Below are 17058 nucleotides of genomic sequence, written 5' to 3'. Positions count from 1 at the left end.
GCCACCCCGGCCCGGCATCTTCGTGCTTGTGTCGGCGCCACGCGGTGCGGTTGCATGGTGGCTTGTCATGCAGCGGGAGGTCGCGGATGCGCCGCAGGTCCCTTCTTGCCGCGGCGGGTGCCGCGGCTGCTCTGCCTGTTCCCCGCCAAGCGCGGGCCAATGAGCCTGTCGATGTCGCGCTGGTGTTGGCGGTCGATGTCAGTCGGTCGGTCGATGAGGATGAGGCGCGGCTGCAGCGGGAGGGGTATCGCACGGCGATGACCGATCCGCGGCTGATCGAGGCGATCCGTGGCGGCATGATGGGTGGGATTGCCGTGGCTTATGTCGAATGGGCGGGGCTGGAGTATCAGCGCCTGGTGCTGCCCTGGACCCGGATTGGCGACCAGATGCAGGCCGAGGTCTGGGCGAGTGCCCTGGCGGAGGCGCCGCGCGCCTCCCTGTCCTGGACCTCGATCTCGGGTGCGATCGATTTCTCCCGCCGTGTGCTGGTGGATTGCCCTTTCGAGCCGACGCGCAAGGTCATCGATGTTTCGGGTGACGGGGTGAACAACAGTGGCCCGCCGGCGGAGGAGGCGCGCGATCGTGCGGTGGCGGAGGGCATTACCATCAATGGCCTGCCGATCCTGAACGACCGCCCCACCTTCGGGCGCCGCCCGCCCATTCCGCTGGATATCTATTTCCGCGAAAGCGTCATTGGCGGGCCCGGGGCCTTCATGATCGCGGCGGAGGATTTCGATGATTTCGGCCAGGCGGTGCGGCGCAAGCTGATCCGGGAGATTGCGGGGCTGCCGGCGCCGGACGGCTTCGTGAACGCCGGGTAGGTTCAGCTTCTCGTCCGACTGACCCATGGTCCCATCGATACGGGTGGAGATCATGGCTTGGCTCTGTTCCGCAGTTTCTGGCACGGGGGTCCGCTCAGCCCCTATGAGGAGCTGTGCCTGGCCAGCTTCGTCCGGCAGGGCCATCGGTTCGAGTTGTTCACCTATGACCCTGCGCTTGTGGTGCCGGCGGGGGTGGTGCGGCGCGATGCGGCGGCGATCCTGCCGCAGGACCGCATCTACTTCTACGAAGCCGGGCTGGGTCGTGGCAGCGTCGCCGGCTTCGCCAATCTGTTCCGCTACACGCTGCTGGCCCGCGAGCCCGGCTGGTGGGTGGATACGGATGTGCTCTGCCTGCGGCCCGATCCGCCGCAGGCGCCCTGCTTCTTCGCCTGGGAAGGGCCGGACCTTGCGCTGGTCGGCAATGCCATCCTGCGGCTGCCGCCCGGGGATGCGCTGTTGCCGGCGATGCTCGCGGCGCGGGACAGCTTCGCGCCGGACCAGCCCTGGGGCACCGCCGGCCCGCATCTGCTGACCGCCACGCTGCGGCAGGCGGGGCGGCTGGGGCAGGTGGCGGCGCATGGTGTCGCCTATCCCTGGCACTTCACCGAGGCCTTCGCCGTCTTCGATCCCGACCGGGTGGAGGAGGTGGCGGAGGCGGTGGGGGCCGCCTGCTTCCAGCACCTGTGGAACGAGATGTTCCGCTGCGGCGGCCTGCCCAAGTGGCTGGCGCCGCCCGCGGGCAGTTATCTCGATCGGCAGTGCCGGGCGCATGGCATTGTCTTCCCGCCGGGCCCGAGGCTGCGGCAGGAGGATCTGCAGCGCCAGGCGCGGGTGACCCGGGCCGCGCAGGGCGCCGAGGCGGCGCAGGCGGAGGCGGCGCGCTTGGCCGCCGAACTGGCCCGGAACGGCGCGCAACTCGCCCAGCTGGAAGCGCGCTGCCGGGACCTGCAGGCCAGCCATGCGGCCGAGCGGCGGATGCGGTTGGCGCTGGCCGAATTGCATGATGCGCTGCTGGCGCGGCTGCGGCATGGCGCGAGCCCGGCCTGGCGTCGCTGGCTTGGGCGCTGCCTCCGGGCCTCGTCGGGGGGCTGAGGCGGGCCTCGGCACACGCCGCGGGTTCGCCGGGACGCGACCCGTTCCGGCAGCGGCTGGAACTGCGGCGCCGCGCGCGGCGTTGGTCCTGCATCAGGACATCCAGCAGGTCCGGGGCAAGGCCGAACAGGCCGCGCGACGCCGCCAGCGTGCGCCCGGAAGCTGGTCACAGGAGACCAGGATGACAATGGCTGCTCCCGCGAAAGGCCCCGGTGGCGAGGCCCGGGCTGTGCTGCTGTGCCTTTCCCATTTGCGATGGGATTTCGTGTTCCAGCGCCCGCAGCATCTGATGACGCGTGCCGCGCGGGACCATGAGGTGATCTTCTTCGAGGAGCCGGTGGCCGGCGAGGTTCCCGCCCCGCGGCTGGATCTGACGCAGGAGCCGGGCGGCGTGCTGCGCGCCGTGCCGGTGCTGCCGCCGGGGATGGATGAGCAGGCCAGGCTGGCCGCGCAACGCAGCCTGCTGGATGGGCTGCTGGCGGAACGCGCCGGCCAGCCACTGGTCGCCTGGTTCTACACGCCGATGGCGCTGGGCTTTGCCGACCACCTGAAGCCCGATGTCACGGTCTATGACTGCATGGACGAGCTTTCCGCCTTTCGCGGCGCGCCGCCGGCCATGCTGGAGATGGAGCGCCGGCTGCTGGAGCGGGCCGACCTGGTCTTCACCGGCGGCCGCAGCCTGTATGAGGCGAAGCAGGACCGGCACCCGCAGGTGCATTGCTTCCCCTCCTCCATCGATACCGCGCATTTCGGCCAGGCCCGCAGCGGGCTGCCGGAACCGGAATCGATGGCCGGCATCGGCCGGCCGCGCATCGGCTTCTTCGGCGTGATCGACGAGCGGATGGACCTGGAGCTGGTGGCCGCCTTCGCCGCGCTGCGGCGGGACTGGCAGCTGGTGATGCTGGGCCCGGTGGTGAAGATCGACCCGGCCAGCCTGCCGCAGGGGCCCAACCTGCATTGGCTCGGCGGCCGCAGCTACACGGAGCTGCCGGCCTATCTGGCGCATTGGGACCTGGGCTTCATGCCCTTCGCGCTGAACGAGAGCACGCGCTTCATCAGCCCGACCAAGACGCCGGAATTCCTGGCGGCCGGCCTGCCGGTGCTGTCCACGCCGGTGGTCGACGTGGTGCGCGACTATGGCGAGGCCGGGCTGGTCGAGATCGTCACCAGCGCGGCGGAGCTGGCCGAGCAGGCTGAGCGGCTGCTGCGGCAGAAGCGCGCGCCGTTCCTGGCCCGCGTCGATGCGCGGCTGGCGGAGAATTCCTGGGACCTGACCTGGGAACGGATGCAGGCGCTGATCCAGGCAGAGGCCGCGGCCTTCAGCCATCAGGCCGGACGACCGGCCGCCGGCATCCTGCCCGCGGTCGCTGAGGCAACGGGGGTGGCTCATGTTTGATTGGCTCGTCGTCGGTGCCGGCTTTGCCGGCTCCATCCTTGCGGAACGCCTGGCCGCCGAGCGTGGCGACCGCGTGCTGGTCATCGACAAGCGCGAGCATATCGGCGGCAATGCCTATGACCACCTGGATGCCGCCGGGGTGCTGATCCATCGCTACGGCCCGCATATCTTCCACACGAACAGCGAGGCGGTCTTCGCGCATCTGTCGAAGTTCACCGCCTGGCGCCCCTATGAGCATCGCGTGCTGGCCGAGGTGGTGAGCCCCACCACCGGCGAGGCGGTGCGGGTGCCGATGCCGATCAACCTCGACACCATCAACAAGCTCTACGGGCTGGACCTGACCGAGGACCAGCTGGAAGCCTGGTTCGCCGAGCGGGCGGAGCAGGTGGATGTGGTGCGCTCGAGCGAGGATGTGGTCGTCGGAAAGGTCGGCCGCGAATTGTACGAGCTGTTCTTCCGCGGCTACACGCGCAAGCAATGGGCGTTGGACCCCAGCGAACTGGACAAGTCCGTCACCGCCCGCGTGCCGACGCGCACCAATCGCGACGATCGCTACTTCACCGACAAGTTCCAGGCGATGCCGCGGGACGGCTATACCGCGATGTTCGCGAAGATGCTGAATCACCCGAACATCACGGTGCGCACCGGCGTGGACTTCGCCGAGGCGCGCAGGCGCTTCAGCTTCCGTCGCGTGATCTGGACCGGCCCGGTGGACGAGTATTTCGGCCATCGCCATGGCCGCCTGCCCTATCGCAGCCTGCGCTTCCAGCATGAGACGCTGGACCAGCAGCAGGCGCTGCCGACCGGCACGGTGAACCACCCGGCGGAAGCCACGCCCTTCACACGCGTCTCCGAATACAAGCACCTGACCGGCCAGGTGCATCCGAAGACCAGCGTGACCTACGAGTTTCCGGCAGCCGAGGGCGACCCCTACTACCCGATCCCCCGGCCGGAGAACCAGGCGCTGTACAAGAGGTATGAGGCGCTGGCGGATGCCGAGCGCGACACCTGGTTCGTCGGCCGGCTGGCGACCTATCGCTACTACAACATGGACCAGGTGGTCGGTCAGGCGCTGGCGACCTTCGAGCGGATCCAGAAGGTGGTGCCGCCGGCGCCGGTGAACGACGAGATCGCCGCCAGGGTCGCCGCGGGCGACTGAGGTCTACAGCACGATCTGTCCGAATGGACAGATCTCGTGCTGTAGAAGCTATTGTTTCTAAAGCACGAAATTGGTTCACACTGATTCAGTGTGAACCGATGGTGCTTTAGGAGCCCTCTCCCCCGTCCAGGGGAGAGGGATTTTTCATTCCGCCGCCTGTCGCGTCGGCTCGCCCGCCGCGCCCGGGCGCCGTACGCGCAGCCGCCGGATGCGACGCGGATCCGCGTCCAGCACGCGGAATTCCAGGCCGGAGGGGTGGGAGATCAGCTCGCCCCGCGCGGGCACCCGGCCGGCAAGCGTGAAGATCAGCCCGCCGACCGTGTCGATATCCGCGCTGCGCTCCTCCTCGGTCAGCACCGCGCCGAACTTCTGCTCGAAGGCCTCCACCGTGGTGCGGGCGTCGAGCTCGACCGTGCCGTCCGGGCGGTCCTGGATGGTCGCGGGCGCGACCTCGTCATGCTCGTCCGAGATATCGCCGACGATGGTCTCGACCAGGTCCTCGATGGTCACCAGCCCGTCGATGCCGCCGTATTCGTCCACCACCAGCGCCATGTGGATCCGCGCCGCGCGCATCTGCAGCAGCAGGTCCAGCACCGGGATGGTGGGCACGACGAAAAGCGGACGGCGTAGGATGGCCTTCAGCGAGAAGCTCGCGGGGTCCCGGCCCACCGCGGCGAAGACGTCCTTGATATGGACCATGCCGACGATGTCATCGAGGTTCTCCCGATAGACCGGGAAGCGGCTATGGCCCTCGCGCTGGATCAGGCGGATGGCCTGGTCGAGCGTCAGGTCCTCCGGCATCGCCAGGATATCGGCGCGCGGCACCATCACGTCATAGGCCGCCTTGTCGCGCAGCCGAAGCACATTGCCGAGCAGCGCGCGCTCGTTCAGGTCCAGCCCGCCGCCGATGCCGTCCGGCGCGTGCGGTGCGCCTTCCTCCTGCCGACCCTCCAGCAGCTCCTCCACCTGGTCGCGGACGGTATCCGCGGTACGGCGGCGCAGCAGGCCCTGGATCCGCCAGAGCAGGCTGTTGCGCCGCTCGAGCGGGGAAGCCTGGGTCTCGTGGTCTCCGTTGCCGCTCATGTCGCTGGCCGTCCCCGGCCCTCCTTCCAGGGGTTGGGGCGGCCGAGGCGGCGCATCACGCGCGCCTCCGCCTGTTCCATGCGCCGCGCCTCGCCGGCGTCCAGGTGGTCGTGCCCGGCCAGGTGCAGGGCGCCGTGGGCCACCAGATGCGCCAGGTGGTCGGCGGCCTTCCGACCGGCCTCCCGCGCTTCGCGCCGCACCACGCCGAGAGCCAGGGCGATATCGCCCAGATGCCCTGGCATGCCGCCTGGGAAGGACAGCACATTGGTCGGCTTGGCCTTGTCGCGATGCCCGGAATTGAGACGCTTGACCTCGGCATCGTCGGTCAGCAGGACGGTGACGGCGCCGGCCGCGCCGGCTTCCCGAAGGGCCGCGGTCACGGCGCGGCGGGCCAGCGCTTCCGGCCGATGCACGGCGGCGCGCCAGGCCTGGGTGGCGAGCACGACGGTGATGTCCGGCGCCTCGCTTTGCATCCCGGCCCTGGCAGGCTTGCCCCGGCCGGGATGACTACTTAACGGTTCCATCGCTCTCCAAATGCCCCCGGCGGCGACCCCCTGCGCGGGGGCCGTCGCCGTACACCATTCATCCGCGCCCGCGCGCCGCCTGGTCCATGCGACCATAGGCGGCGACGATGCGCGCAACCAAGGGATGCCTTACCACATCTTCCTCGGCAAATCTCGCCACGGTGATACCCTCCACCCCTTCGAGGATGGAAAGCGCCTCCGCGAGGCCCGAACGCTGGCCCGGCGGCAGGTCCACCTGGGTGGGGTCGCCGGTGATCACCATGCGGCTGCCCTCGCCCATGCGGGTGAGGAACATCTTCATCTGGGCCGCGGTGGTGTTCTGCGCCTCGTCCAGGATGGCGTAGCAATGGGCCAGCGTCCGGCCGCGCATGAAGGCGAGCGGCGCCACCTCGATCTCCCCGGCCGCCATGCGGCGGGTGAGCTGTTCGGCCGGCATCATGTCGTGCAGCGCGTCATAGAGCGGGCGGAGATAGGGATCGACCTTCTCCTTCAGGTCGCCCGGCAGGTAGCCGAGCTTCTCGCCGGCCTCGACGGCCGGGCGGGACAGCACGATGCGGTCGACGCGGCCGGCCTGCAGCAGGGCCACGCCCTGCGCCACGGCGAGGTAGGTCTTGCCGGTGCCGGCGGGGCCGACGCCGAAGACCATCTCGTTGCGCGCCAGCGCGTCGATATAGGCGGCCTGGGCCGGCGTGCGGGGCGCGATGGCGCCCTTGCGGGTGCGGATCGCCGGCAGGTCCTGCAGCGGCAGCCGGGGGTCGGACTCCTGCACCCCCTCCGCCATCCGCATCGCCGCCTCCACCTCCGCGCTGCCCACCGGCTCCCCCTTCTGCAATCTGCGCCACAGCGCCATCAGCGCCGCTTCCGCCACATCGGCGCGTTCCGGCGTGCCGGTGATGGTCAATCGGTTGCCGCGGCTGCCGAGGCGGACGCCGAGGCGGATTTCCATCCGCGCCAGGTTCCGGTCGTGCTCACCATAGAGCAGCGGCAGCAGCTGGTTGTCGTCGAATTGCATGGTGACGACACGCTGCGTGTTGTTGTCCCGCGGAAGGGCGGGGCGCGGCGGGGGGCGGAGGCTGAGCGCGGCGGGGGGTGTGTTCAAGCGGCGGCCTTCTCCTGACGGGGCGTTTGCGACGGAGGACCGAGCGCCTCATTCCCCTCGAGGCGGACGGATAGCGAATTGGGCAGGGCGGCGGTGACGGTCGCCCGCACCATCTGGCCCGTCATGGCCGCCGAACCAAGGCCATGCACCGGCTGCAGCCAGGGCGAGCGGCCGGCGAACTGGCCTTCGTGCCGGCCGGCGCCGGTCACCAGTACATCGCAGACCTGCCCGACGCAGGACCGGTTGAAGGCATCCTGCTGTTCCCGCAGCAGGGCCTGGATTTCCTGCAGCCGGCGGTCCTTCTCGGCTTCCGCCACCTGCAGGCCGGCGGTCGCCGCGGGCGTGCCGGGGCGGGGGGAGTATTTGAAGGAATAGGAGAGCGCGAAGCCGACATCCGCAATCAGCTTCAGGGTGGCCTGGTGGTCCGCCTCGCTCTCCCCCGGATGGCCGGCGATGAAGTCGGAGGACAGGGCGATATCCGGCCGCGCCTGCCGCAGCCTGTCGGCGATGCCGCGGTAGAGATCCGCCTTGTGGCCGCGATTCATGGCCTGGAGCATGCGGTCCGACCCCGACTGCACCGGCAGGTGCAGGAAGGGCATCAGCTGCGGGATGCGGCCGTGGGCGGCGATCAGCGCATCGTCCATGTCGCGCGGATGGCTGGTGGTGTAGCGCAGCCGCGCCAGGCCCGGGATTTCCGCCAATTCCAGCAACAGCCGGTCGAGCGACCAGCTGCCGCCCGAAAGCCCCTCCCCATGCCAGGCATTCACATTCTGGCCGAGCAGCGCAATCTCCCGCGCTCCCTGCGCCACCAGGCGCTTCGCCTCCGCCAGCACGGCGGAGGCAGATCGGGAGTATTCGCTGCCGCGGGTGTAGGGGACGACGCAGAAGGAACAGAACTTGTCGCAGCCCTCCTGGATGGTGAGGAAGGCGGTGACGCCCTGGGGCGTGGTGGAATCCGGCAGGAAGTCGAATTTCTGTTCGGCCGGAAAGTCCGTCTCGATGACGGAGCCGGTGGCGCGGCTGATGCGGGCGACCATTTCGGGCAGCCGGTGATAGCTCTGCGGGCCGAGCACCAGGTCCACATAGGGGGCGCGGGCGGTGATCTCGGCGCCCTCCGCCTGGGCGACGCAGCCGGCCACCGCCAGGATCATCCGCTGGCCCGACTGTTCCTTCGCCTGCTTCAGCACGCGCAGCCGGCCGAGCTCGGAGAACAGCTTCTCGCTCGCCTTCTCCCGGATATGGCAGGTGTTCAGCACCACCATGTCGGCGTCTTCCGGCGTCTCGGTCGGCGCATAGCCGAGCGGGGCCAGCACATCGGCCATGCGGCCGCTGTCATAGACGTTCATCTGGCAGCCCCAGCTGCGGATGAACAATCGCCTGGGGGGGCCAGGCCGATCCAGGTCTTCAGGCTTCATTCCGGGCCATACTCCGCCGCCCCGCCCTGGGCCGGGCGGAGGGAAGCGGGGGATTTGCGCAGGCCGCGCGCCCGGGTCAAGCGAGGCGCTTCTGGCCCGCGGCCAGGAAGGTCTTTTGCTCCACCGCGGCAGGCTGCGGGATCGCGCCGCGCCGGGTCAAGCGGGAAGCGCAGCCCATGGCCCGCCCGGGCTTCACGCGGGCAGCAGCTCGGCCGCCGGCTGGCGCGGCCGCGGCGGCGCCGGGGCGCGCAGCGGCAGGGCCGGGCGGTTCTGCCGCAGGGTGGCGCAGGAATCCGCCACCACCCCGGCGCAGGCCGCGGTCAGCGCCTTGCGGTCCGGCCAGTCCGCGGCCTGCAGCGGCGCATGCAGGATGATGGTGGCCCGCCCGCCCGGGCGGCGCGCCAGTCGCCAGAAATGGGTGAAGATGTCCGTGTCGCCGTACCAGGCAAACAGCGGCCGGTCGCGGCGGCAGGCCGGCAGGCCGCCCAGCCGGTCGAAGACCACGGAGACCGGCTGCACCACCCGCGCGGTATCGGCGACGGAGAGAAAGGCGCTGCGGAAGGGCAGCACGCGGCCGCCATCGCTGGTCGTGCCCTCCGGGAACAGGATCAGGCTGTCGCCCTCGGCCAGGCGGGAACGGATGGCATCGGCCTCCCCCTTCGTGCCGGTGCGCTTGCGGCTGACGAAGACGGTGCGGCCGAGCTTTGCCACGGTGCGGATCAGCGGCCAGCCCTCGATCTCGGACTTGCCGACGAAGGCCGCCTCCAGCGTCGCGCCGAGCACCAGGACATCGAGCCAGGAGGAATGGTTCGAGACGAAGAGCACGGGTGCCTGCTTCGCCGGCTCCCCCACCACCTGGATGCGCAGCCCCATCAGGGCGCAGAGGGTGCGGTGATAGACCCGGGCGAAGGCGATGTGGCCGCGGCCCGGCAGCAGCAGCAGCAGGGCCTGGATCGGGATGGCGACCAGGGTCCAGAGCAGCAGGGAGACCAGCCGGCGCACCGCCCGGAAGCGCCCGCCAAGGGGCCGCAGGCCCAGCACATCCCCCCAGAGCCCTTCCGGGTCCGAGGCGGAGAATTGGATGGGCTTGCGCCGCAGCAGCTTGCGCGGGCGAAGCACCTCGGGCGCGGTCAGTCGAGCGGTTGCCTGCATGGAGAAGCATTAAGACAGCGATCCAAGGCAGGGCAATGAAGGCTTGACGACCATCCCGTGAACACCGGACCGGCTCCGCATCTTTTGTCGCGCCGGTGGCGGGCAGGGCACCGTCATGCCGCACCGGCCGCGTTGTGCACCGCCGCGGGTCACGGCAGGGTGCGGAACCCTGCAAGCCCCTGTAAGGTCCGCCTCATGACGCTGATCCCGCCCTCTTTCCGGCGCCGCGCGGCGCCGCGCCCCGCGGCCTGACCCGCATGCGCCTGGCTGTCCTGGGGGCGGGTGCGGTGGGGCCGGGGGCGGCGGCGCTGGCCGTCAGCCGGGGGCATCGGGCGGCGCTGTGGTCGCCGCGCGGCGGCGGCACGCATGGCATCGGCAGCAGCCTGGCGGTGCAGGGCGTGATCTCCGGCACCGCGCGGGTGGATGTGGCGGTCGATGTCGCCCGCGCCCTGGCCGGGGCCGACGCCGTGCTGGTCAGCGTGCCGCCGCATGCGCTGGGCCCGGTGCTGCGCCGCATCGTGCCGATGCTGGCCGAGGGCGTGCCGGTGCTGCTGGCGCCCAGCCATTCGCTGGCGCCGCTGCTGCTGGACCGGCTGCTGGCCCGCGCCGGCCGCCGCGCCCCGATCGGCGCCCTGGCCACGCCGCCGGTGGTGGCGGAGCGCCTGTCCGGCGACGAGCTGCGCATCCTGGCCCTGCCGGAGCGGGTGGAGCTCGCCAGCATTCCCGCCGCCGCCGCCGAACCCCTGGCGCGGCTTTGCACAGATCTCTTCGGCATGGACTTCCTGCCGCTGGGCGACGCGCTGGGCACGGCGCTGGCGGCGCATGAGCCGGTGCTGCAGGCGGCGCTCGCGCTGGGCAACGTCACCCGGATCGAGGCCGGGGAGGATTGGGACCAGCATGGCCGCATGACGCCCGCCATCTGCCGCCTGGCGGAGCGGCTGGATGCGGAGCGGCTGGCGCTGGCCACCGCCTATGGCCATGCGGTGCCGAGCCTGGCCGCCGCGCTGCATCGCCGCGGCGGCGTGCCGCAGGGCCCGCTGCCCGTCATGGCCCGCGCCTTGGCCGCCGCGCGCCCCACCCCCGGCCTGCGCGGGCTGGACGTGGCGCAGCTGGCGGTCAGCGTCACCTATGGCCTGGCGCTGTGGCTGCGCCTGGGGGCGGCGCGCGGCCTGCCGATGCCGATGACCCAGGCGGCGGTGGCGGTGCTGGAGGCGATGACGGGCAGCAGCCTGTCCGCCGACGATTTGTTGGAAGGGCTCGACCTGCAGAAGCTGCCGGCGCTGCTGCGGGACGGGCACGCGCGGTAGGGGGCGGGCGGGCGGGCCCCCACCCGGCCGCTGCGCGGCCACCCTCCCCCGTAAACGGGAGAGGGTACTGCCCCCTCCCCCGTTCACGGGGGGTTGCGGCACTGCCGCGACGCCGAAGGCTGGTCGGGGTGGGGGCCGGGACCGCGCCCCCTACCGTCCCGCCGCCCGCCGCAGCCGCGGCTTCTCCCCGGCCGGCACTTCCCGGTCCAGCAGCCCGTGCATCGCGGCCACAGTCTGCGGGCTCAGCCGGTGGATGCCCTCGGCCAGGCGATTGGCCAGCGCCGTCGCCTCCGGCGTCAGCCCGGCGGTGTCCAGCGTGACGCGCGGATGGGAGAGTTTCGCGAGTTCCGACAGCGCCTCCGCCTCGTCCCAGATCAGGCCGAAGAACTCGTTCACCTGGTGCACCAGCCCGGCCGAGGGCCGGCCGCGATGGCCGTGTTCGAGCGCGGAGAGATAGGCGGAGGAGACCTGGAGGTGGGTCGCCATGTCCTTCAGCGTCACCCGCCGCTGGCGTCGCAGCATGCGAAGCCTTGCGCCGAAGGGGGTCATCGCCGTGTCGGCGTATTGGTGCGGCGACGGCGCAGCAGCAGGTTCACGGCACCGGAATTCGTGGGGTGCGGATGCGCGGCGCCGAGCACCAGGGGGCGCATGTCGGGGTCGTTCAGCCAGTGCGGCAGTTCGCGCTGCAGAATGCCGCCCTCCGGCTGCGGGCCCTTGCCGGTCACCACCGTCACGGTGCGCACGCCTTCGGCGGCCGCGCGGTGCAGAAACGCACGAAAAACCAGATGCGCCTCCGCCACCCGGCGGCCGTGCAGGTCCAGCGTGCGCTCCGCCCGCATATCGCCGCGGCGCAGCGCCTGCCAGCGCTTGCGGTCGAGCCCGCCCGGCACCTCCCCCACCCGGATCTCGGGCGGCGGCAGCGGCCGGGCTGGCTTCTTGGGCGCGGGCGCGATGGCGAGCTGGGCCGGGGGCTCCGGTGCCGGTGCCGCGGGGGCGGGCGGCGCGGGCGGGCGCTGATGGCCAAACAGCGGCCGGATCTCCGCGGTGAAGGCGCGCCACAGCGCGAGGTCGGCCTGGTTCAGCCGCTTTTCGCGCATGGCCTGTCTCAATCGCCCGGGGCGGCGGGGGCGCCCGGCTGGGTGGTGGCCTCGGCCCGCGCCTCGGCGGGGCTTTCCATGCGGGGCGCCGGCTCGTCCTCCACCAGCAGGATATGCAGGCGGCGCGGGCCATGCGCGCCGAGCTCCAGCGTCTGCTCGATATCGGCGGAGCGGGAGGGGCCGGTGACCAGCATGATGTTGCGCGGCATGAAGCCGCCGGTCAGCGAATCCTGTGCCCCCGCCCGCAGCCGGTCCCAGGCCTCCTCATAGGCGCCGACCACGTCGGAGGCGCGCAGCACGGCGATTTCCGTATCGGGCAGCAGGTTCAGCGTGGTCGGGCGTTCCGCGCCGGAGGGCAGCACCAGCGTGCCGGTCTCCGCGATGCCGGCCCAGGCATGCTGGAGGGAGACGGCATCGCCATCCTGCGCCCGCCGCGCCTCCCGCTCCAGCATCGGGCGGGTGGACCAGTCGATCCCGGTGAGGTCGGGATGCGGCGCCATGACGATGCGCGACGGCAGGTTCTGCGCGGCCAGGTAGTCCGCTACGGCGGCGGGGATGGCGGCGTGGTCCGGCACGCGCTCGACCGTGCCGAATTCCTTTTCCACATTGCGGATGAACAGCGCGATCTGCTCGGCGCGCGGCAGGCGGGACCGGGCGGGGATGAGGTGGCGCGGATGGGTGGCGATGCGGCCGGCCAGCATGGCCTGCTGGTCCGCCGGCAGCGGGCCGCGCTTCAGGCCGCGGCGGATGGCGCCCAGGATGGCGTCCTTGCTCATCGCTGTTCGTCTTCCATCGCGTCCCGCACCGCCTGTTCCAGCTTGGCCAGGGCTTCCTCGATCCGGTCCAGATCCTCGTTCAGCCGCGCCGCGGGCGTGTCCGCGTCGATGCGGGCATAGATTTCTTCCAGCGTGCCGGTGGGGCGCGGCGCGGTGCGGGTCGGGGCATTTTCGGGGAAGCGGTAGCCGTGGATGCGCTCCGCCTCCTCGCCCGCCGGCAGCATGGGGTCGCGGCTCATCGGCGGCCCCCCCGCTGCTGGGCCTGGTAGCGCGCCATGAAGGTGCCGCCCGGCTCGGGCGCCGGCAGGTCCCGCCCCGCGGTCCAGCCGCCGGCGAGCGGCAGGGATTTGAAAGCGCCCTTGCCGCGGCCGAGCAGCCCCAGCGCGCCGATGCCAAGCTTCGTGGCCAGGCGATAGGCCGTGGGCCGCTTGGCGAACCAGGCCCAGAAGCCGAGGCCCGAGCGGACGGATTGCGGCGACAGATGCCGCTCGAATTCCCGCTCCCGCCAATGCCGCATCAGCTTCGGCAGGGGGATCTTCACCGGGCAGACGCTTTCGCACTTGCCGCAGAAGGTGGAGGCGTTCGGCAGGTTGCCGGCCTTGTCGATGCCGATCAGCGTGGGCGTCAGCACGCTGCCCATCGGGCCCGGATAGACCCAGCCATAGGCGTGCCCGCCGGTCACGCCATAGACCGGGCAGTGGTTCATGCAAGCGGCGCAGCGGATGCAGCGCAGCATCTCCTGGAAATCGGTGCCGATCATGTTCGACCGGCCATTGTCGATCAGGACCACATGGTAGTCCTCAGGCCCATCGAGATCGCCCTCGCGCCGGATGCCGGTGGAGAAGGTGGTGTAGACGGAAAAATCCTGGCCGGTGGCGGAGCGGGCGAGCAGGCGCAGCAGGCTGGTCGCATCCTCCAGCGTCGGCACCACCTTTTCGATGCTGGCCAGCACGATGTGGGTTTTCGGCAGGGTCTGCGTCAGGTCGCCATTGCCTTCGTTGGTGACGATGACGGAGGAGCCGGTCTCGGCGATCAGGAAATTGGCGCCGGTGATGCCGACATCCGCCGCCAGGAAGCGCGACCGCAGCTTGGTGCGGGCTTCCGCCATGATGTCGCTGCGCTCATGGAAGACGCGGTCCTTCGGCAGCTCCGTATGGATCTCCCGGAAGGTCTTTTCCCAGTCCTCCCGGTTCAGGTGAAAGGCCGGGCCGATGATGTGGCTCGGCGGCTCCTTGCGAATTTGAAGGATGTATTCGCCGAGGTCGGTCTCCACCGGCTCGATGCCATGGGCTTCGAGGTGGTCGTTGATGCCGAGCTCCTCGGAGATCATCGACTTGCCCTTGGTGACCGTGCGCGCACCCTTGTCGCGGCAGATCTTCAGGACGGCCGCGCGGGCTTCGTCGGCGGTCGAGCACCAGTGGACCGTGCCGCCGGCGCGCTCGACCTGGGCCGCATAGGCCTCCAGGTAGAAATCCAGGTTCGCCAGGGTGTGGTTCTTGATGTCGCGGCCGATCTCCCGCAGCCGCTCGAATTCCGGCAGGGCGGCGACCGCCGCGGCGCGCTTGCCGTGCGAGGTGCCCTTGCTGCGGTCGAGCGCCTTCTGCAGCCCGGCATCGGCCAGGGCGCGGGCGGCATTCGCCTTGAAGGCGGGGGAGGTGATGTGGACCACGGGCGCTCTCCTGCTTGCTGCTGATATAGCGGGAAAAGCCGATCCGTGCAGCCTCGGCTGCTGGGCTACCCCAGCAGCCGCCCGATCACCCGCGCCGTGTAATCCACCACCGGGATGATCCGCCCGTAATTGATCCGCGTCGGCCCGATCACGCCGATGGCGCCCACGATCTGCTCCGCCCCGTTGCGGAAGGGCGAGACCACCATCGACAGCCCGGCGCTGTCGAACAGCCCGCTCTCGGCACCGATGAAGATCTGCACCCCCTCCCCGCGCTGGGCCAGGTCCAGCAGGCGCAGCATGGTCTCCTGCGCCTCCAGCCGCTCGAACAGCGCCTGGATCTCCTGCACCCGCTGGGCGTGGTCCAGGTTCTGCAGCAGCTTCGCCTGGCCGCGCAGGATCAGCGATCCGCCGGCGCCGCCGGACCAGGTGCCGAGCCCGGCCTCGATCACCTGGTTGGTCAGGGCATCCAGCGCGGTGCGGTTGGCGGCGATCTCCTCCGCCACCGTGCCGCGGGTCTCCTCCAGCGTGCGGCCGGACAGGCGGGCGTTCAGGTAGTTGCTGGCCTGCTGCAGGGCGGAGGGCGGCAGGCCGAGCGGCACCTCGATGACGCGGTTCTCCACCTGGCCATCGGCCGTCACCAGCACCACCAAAGCGCGGCCGGTGCCGAGCGCCACGAATTCGATGTGCCGCACCGGCGCTTCCCGCTTCGGCGCCACCACCAGCCCCGCGGCGCCGGCGAGGCCCGAGAGCATCTGGCTGGCCTCGCCGAGCGTTTCCTGCAGGGAACGCCCGCCGGCGGCGCAGCGGGCGGCGATGGCGTCCCGCTCCTCCTCCGGCAGCACGCCGAATTGCAGCAGGCCGTCGACGAACAGGCGGAGGCCGCGCTCGGTCGGCAGGCGGCCGGCGGAGGTGTGGGGGGCAAACAGCAGCCCGGCATCCTCCAGATCCGCCATGACATTGCGGATGGTGGCCGGCGACAGGGCCTGCGGCAGGCGGCGCGACAGGGTGCGAGACCCCACCGGCTCCCCGGTCGCGACATAAGTCTCCACCAGCTCGCGAAAAATCGCGGCGCTGCGGTCGTCCAGTCCCGGTGGCAGCGGGATGGAGGTGATGGAATGGCTCATCGCGGGCGCCCCGGTGGGGCGCGGCGGCCTGGTGATTGGACCCATGGGGGCGTGTCCCAAACCGTTAAGATTCAAGGAATAGGCTAGGGTCCGGCATGGTGCGCGGTCAACCTTGCCCATGCCCTAAGGTCATGTCGCGGGGCGCCTGCCGCAAGGCCTGGTAGCAGGCCCCGCCGTCGGCACCGGCAAGGTTTCGACACGATCGTGCCATTCCCCGGTTACGACAGGGCGCTGGAATGCCGCCCGAGGCGAGGAGGTCGGGGGCATGGCAAGGCGGAAGGACATCGGGCTTTGGGCGCGGCTGCTGGGCAGCTGGCTGGCGCCGTTGCAGCCGGCAGGCGCGGGCGGGCGGGCATGACGGCGATGTTCACGGCGGCCTCCCTGCTGCTGGCGGGCGGGGCGGGGCTGCTCTCCTCCCTGCTGGTGGCGCCGGTGCGCGGCGCAGCGCGCCTGGTGGCGCTGCTGCTGGCCTCCACCGCCGCGGTCGGGCTGGGGCTGCTGCTGCTGGTCGGGCCGCCGGAGCCCGAATTCTTCCTGACCCTGCCGATCGCGGCATTGCCATCCCAGCAAGGTTGACGCGGCCGGCCATGCGCCGGCAGGTGGCGGCATGCTGCGCCTTTTCCTGTTCACCGCGCTGCTGATCGGGGCCGCCCCGGCCGCCGCACAGCCGGCCGCCCCGCCCGAGGACCCCTGGACCGCCTGCACCCGCGCCATCGCGGCGGCGGAGGCGCGGAGCGGCATCCCGGATGGGCTGCTGCTGGCCATCGCCCGGGTCGAAAGCAGCCGCGCCCGCCCCGGCGGCGGCAGCGCGCCCTGGCCCTTCGCGCTGAATGCCGGGGGCGAGAGCCTGTTCCCCGAAACGGCGGCGGAGGCGGTGGCGAAGGTGGAGGCGCTGCGCGAGGCCGGCCAGCGCTCCGTCGATGTCGGCTGCATGCAGGTGAACCTGTTCTACCACCCCGCGGCCTTCCCGGAGCTGGAGCAGGCCTTCCACCCGCCGACCAACGTCGCCTATGCGGTGCGCTTCCTGCGGGAGCTGCGTGGCCGCACGGCGAGCTGGGCGGAGGCGGTGGCGCAGTACCATTCCATGGAGCCGGGGCGGGGCCTGGCCTATCACCAGCGGGTGCGGGTGGCGCAGGGCACCGCGCTGCCGCCGGCCGCCGTTTCGGGGCTTTGCGCGCCCGGGCTGCGGGCCCGGCTGGTGATCCCGCCCGGCGCCGGCGCGCGGCCGCGCCTGACGTGCAGGAGATAGGGCCTGTGGACGGTTGGGCTGCGGGCGCGTCCGGCGGCGCTTTTCCGCGCTGGGGGCTGTCCACCATGCTCGCCGATGGAAAGCCATCGGCTCCG

Annotated in this window: 18 protein-coding genes; 7 read left to right on the top strand and 11 right to left on the bottom strand. The window is 71.3% G+C overall.

Annotated features, from left to right (window positions below):
* Positions 1–86 precede the first annotated feature (86 nt).
* The 4 genes from J3S20_RS03340 (at position 87) to glf (ending at position 4468) form a co-directional block, all read left to right on the top strand.
* Entirely contained in the window at positions 87–821 is a 735-nt protein-coding gene (locus J3S20_RS03340; protein ID WP_216834596.1) for a DUF1194 domain-containing protein, read from the top strand.
* Positions 822–878: 57 nt separating this feature from the next.
* Positions 879–1913 carry a glycosyltransferase family 32 protein gene (locus tag J3S20_RS03335; RefSeq protein WP_216834594.1) on the top strand — a complete coding sequence of 345 codons (1035 nt, stop codon included), beginning with the start codon at positions 879–881 and terminating at the stop codon, positions 1911–1913.
* A 289-nt stretch (positions 1914–2202) separates the two neighbouring features.
* Positions 2203–3309, top strand: coding sequence for a glycosyltransferase (locus J3S20_RS03330; protein WP_216834592.1), 1107 nt, complete (start codon positions 2203–2205; stop codon positions 3307–3309).
* Positions 3302–4468, top strand: a complete 1167-nt coding sequence (gene glf, locus J3S20_RS03325) for a UDP-galactopyranose mutase (RefSeq protein WP_216834589.1) — start codon at positions 3302–3304, stop codon at positions 4466–4468. The genes J3S20_RS03330 and glf overlap by 8 nt, the downstream gene beginning before the upstream one ends.
* Positions 4469–4612: 144 nt before the next feature.
* Here glf and J3S20_RS03320 read toward each other — a convergent pair whose 3' ends face one another.
* From J3S20_RS03320 to J3S20_RS30720, 5 genes are all read right to left on the bottom strand, one after another.
* The gene (locus tag J3S20_RS03320; protein ID WP_216834587.1) at positions 4613–5551 is read right to left on the bottom strand and encodes a hemolysin family protein; all 939 of its coding nucleotides are present in this window, start codon (positions 5549–5551) and stop codon (positions 4613–4615) included.
* Positions 5548–6024, bottom strand: a complete 477-nt coding sequence (gene ybeY / locus J3S20_RS03315) for an rRNA maturation RNase YbeY (protein ID WP_246602244.1) — start codon at positions 6022–6024, stop codon at positions 5548–5550. The genes J3S20_RS03320 and ybeY overlap by 4 nt, the downstream gene beginning before the upstream one ends.
* A gap of 109 nt (positions 6025–6133) precedes the next feature.
* Positions 6134–7174, bottom strand: coding sequence for a PhoH family protein (locus J3S20_RS03310; RefSeq protein ID WP_408872048.1), 1041 nt, complete (start codon positions 7172–7174; stop codon positions 6134–6136).
* Positions 7171–8589, bottom strand: coding sequence for a tRNA (N6-isopentenyl adenosine(37)-C2)-methylthiotransferase MiaB (miaB, locus tag J3S20_RS03305; protein WP_216834583.1), 1419 nt, complete (start codon positions 8587–8589; stop codon positions 7171–7173). Before miaB ends, J3S20_RS03310 begins: the two co-directional genes overlap by 4 nt.
* Before the next feature lie 192 nt (positions 8590–8781).
* Entirely contained in the window at positions 8782–9741 is a 960-nt protein-coding gene (locus tag J3S20_RS30720; RefSeq protein WP_216834581.1) for a lysophospholipid acyltransferase family protein, read from the bottom strand.
* Positions 9742–9998: 257 nt separating this feature from the next.
* Between J3S20_RS30720 and J3S20_RS03295 the strand changes: the two genes are divergently transcribed.
* On the top strand, positions 9999–11048 hold the full coding sequence (locus tag J3S20_RS03295) for an NAD/NADP octopine/nopaline dehydrogenase family protein (protein ID WP_216834579.1): 1050 nt from the start codon (positions 9999–10001) through the stop codon (positions 11046–11048).
* Between the two features lie 150 nt (positions 11049–11198).
* On the opposite strand, the gene J3S20_RS03290 is transcribed toward J3S20_RS03295, so the two are convergent.
* The 6 genes from J3S20_RS03290 to hrcA all read right to left on the bottom strand — a co-directional run bounded on the left by J3S20_RS03290 (position 11199) and on the right by hrcA (position 15714).
* Positions 11199–11597, bottom strand: coding sequence for a helix-turn-helix domain-containing protein (locus J3S20_RS03290; RefSeq protein WP_216834577.1), 399 nt, complete (start codon positions 11595–11597; stop codon positions 11199–11201).
* Positions 11594–12145, bottom strand: a complete 552-nt coding sequence (locus J3S20_RS03285; RefSeq protein ID WP_216834575.1) for a Smr/MutS family protein — start codon at positions 12143–12145, stop codon at positions 11594–11596. Before J3S20_RS03285 ends, J3S20_RS03290 begins: the two co-directional genes overlap by 4 nt.
* Positions 12146–12153: 8 nt before the next feature.
* The gene (locus J3S20_RS03280) at positions 12154–12921 is read right to left on the bottom strand and encodes a LutC/YkgG family protein (RefSeq protein WP_216834572.1); all 768 of its coding nucleotides are present in this window, start codon (positions 12919–12921) and stop codon (positions 12154–12156) included.
* Complete coding sequence (locus tag J3S20_RS03275) at positions 12918–13160, bottom strand: hypothetical protein (RefSeq protein ID WP_216834570.1); 243 nt, start codon at positions 13158–13160, stop codon at positions 12918–12920. Before J3S20_RS03275 ends, J3S20_RS03280 begins: the two co-directional genes overlap by 4 nt.
* Positions 13157–14590, bottom strand: coding sequence for a LutB/LldF family L-lactate oxidation iron-sulfur protein (locus J3S20_RS03270; RefSeq protein WP_216834568.1), 1434 nt, complete (start codon positions 14588–14590; stop codon positions 13157–13159). The genes J3S20_RS03275 and J3S20_RS03270 overlap by 4 nt, the downstream gene beginning before the upstream one ends.
* Before the next feature lie 65 nt (positions 14591–14655).
* Positions 14656–15714, bottom strand: a complete 1059-nt coding sequence (gene hrcA / locus J3S20_RS03265; protein WP_216834566.1) for a heat-inducible transcriptional repressor HrcA — start codon at positions 15712–15714, stop codon at positions 14656–14658.
* Between the two features lie 354 nt (positions 15715–16068).
* Between hrcA and J3S20_RS03260 the strand changes: the two genes are divergently transcribed.
* Both J3S20_RS03260 and J3S20_RS03255 read left to right on the top strand, forming a co-directional pair.
* Positions 16069–16290, top strand: coding sequence for a hypothetical protein (locus J3S20_RS03260; protein WP_216834564.1), 222 nt, complete (start codon positions 16069–16071; stop codon positions 16288–16290).
* Positions 16291–16321: 31 nt separating this feature from the next.
* A complete protein-coding gene (locus J3S20_RS03255; protein WP_216834562.1) occupies positions 16322–16963 on the top strand; it encodes a transglycosylase SLT domain-containing protein in 642 nt (213 codons plus the stop codon).
* Positions 16964–17058 lie beyond the last annotated feature (95 nt).

Source organism: Falsiroseomonas tokyonensis (genome assembly GCF_019024325.1).
GTDB classification, from domain to species: domain Bacteria; phylum Pseudomonadota; class Alphaproteobacteria; order Acetobacterales; family Acetobacteraceae; genus Falsiroseomonas; species Falsiroseomonas tokyonensis.
This window is presented reverse-complemented; position numbering and strand designations above follow the sequence as displayed.

Excerpts from the sequence above, each read along its gene's own strand:
- J3S20_RS03290 (WP_216834577.1), bottom strand. The coding sequence starts at position 11,597 with ATGACCCCCTTCGGCGCAAGGCTTCGCATGCTGCGACGCCAGCGGCGG.
- glf (WP_216834589.1), top strand. The coding sequence starts at position 3,302 with ATGTTTGATTGGCTCGTCGTCGGTGCCGGCTTTGCCGGCTCCATCCTT.
- J3S20_RS03255 (WP_216834562.1), top strand. The coding sequence starts at position 16,322 with ATGCTGCGCCTTTTCCTGTTCACCGCGCTGCTGATCGGGGCCGCCCCG.
- J3S20_RS03280 (WP_216834572.1), bottom strand. The coding sequence starts at position 12,921 with ATGAGCAAGGACGCCATCCTGGGCGCCATCCGCCGCGGCCTGAAGCGC.
- J3S20_RS03295 (WP_216834579.1), top strand. The coding sequence starts at position 9,999 with ATGCGCCTGGCTGTCCTGGGGGCGGGTGCGGTGGGGCCGGGGGCGGCG.
- J3S20_RS03275 (WP_216834570.1), bottom strand. The coding sequence starts at position 13,160 with ATGAGCCGCGACCCCATGCTGCCGGCGGGCGAGGAGGCGGAGCGCATC.
- J3S20_RS03330 (WP_216834592.1), top strand. The coding sequence starts at position 2,203 with ATGACGCGTGCCGCGCGGGACCATGAGGTGATCTTCTTCGAGGAGCCG.
- J3S20_RS03320 (WP_216834587.1), bottom strand. The coding sequence starts at position 5,551 with ATGAGCGGCAACGGAGACCACGAGACCCAGGCTTCCCCGCTCGAGCGG.
- hrcA (WP_216834566.1), bottom strand. The coding sequence starts at position 15,714 with ATGAGCCATTCCATCACCTCCATCCCGCTGCCACCGGGACTGGACGAC.
- J3S20_RS30720 (WP_216834581.1), bottom strand. The coding sequence starts at position 9,741 with ATGCAGGCAACCGCTCGACTGACCGCGCCCGAGGTGCTTCGCCCGCGC.
- ybeY (WP_246602244.1), bottom strand. The coding sequence starts at position 6,024 with ATGCAAAGCGAGGCGCCGGACATCACCGTCGTGCTCGCCACCCAGGCC.
- miaB (WP_216834583.1), bottom strand. The coding sequence starts at position 8,589 with ATGAAGCCTGAAGACCTGGATCGGCCTGGCCCCCCCAGGCGATTGTTC.
- J3S20_RS03340 (WP_216834596.1), top strand. The coding sequence starts at position 87 with ATGCGCCGCAGGTCCCTTCTTGCCGCGGCGGGTGCCGCGGCTGCTCTG.
- J3S20_RS03260 (WP_216834564.1), top strand. The coding sequence starts at position 16,069 with ATGACGGCGATGTTCACGGCGGCCTCCCTGCTGCTGGCGGGCGGGGCG.
- J3S20_RS03285 (WP_216834575.1), bottom strand. The coding sequence starts at position 12,145 with ATGCGCGAAAAGCGGCTGAACCAGGCCGACCTCGCGCTGTGGCGCGCC.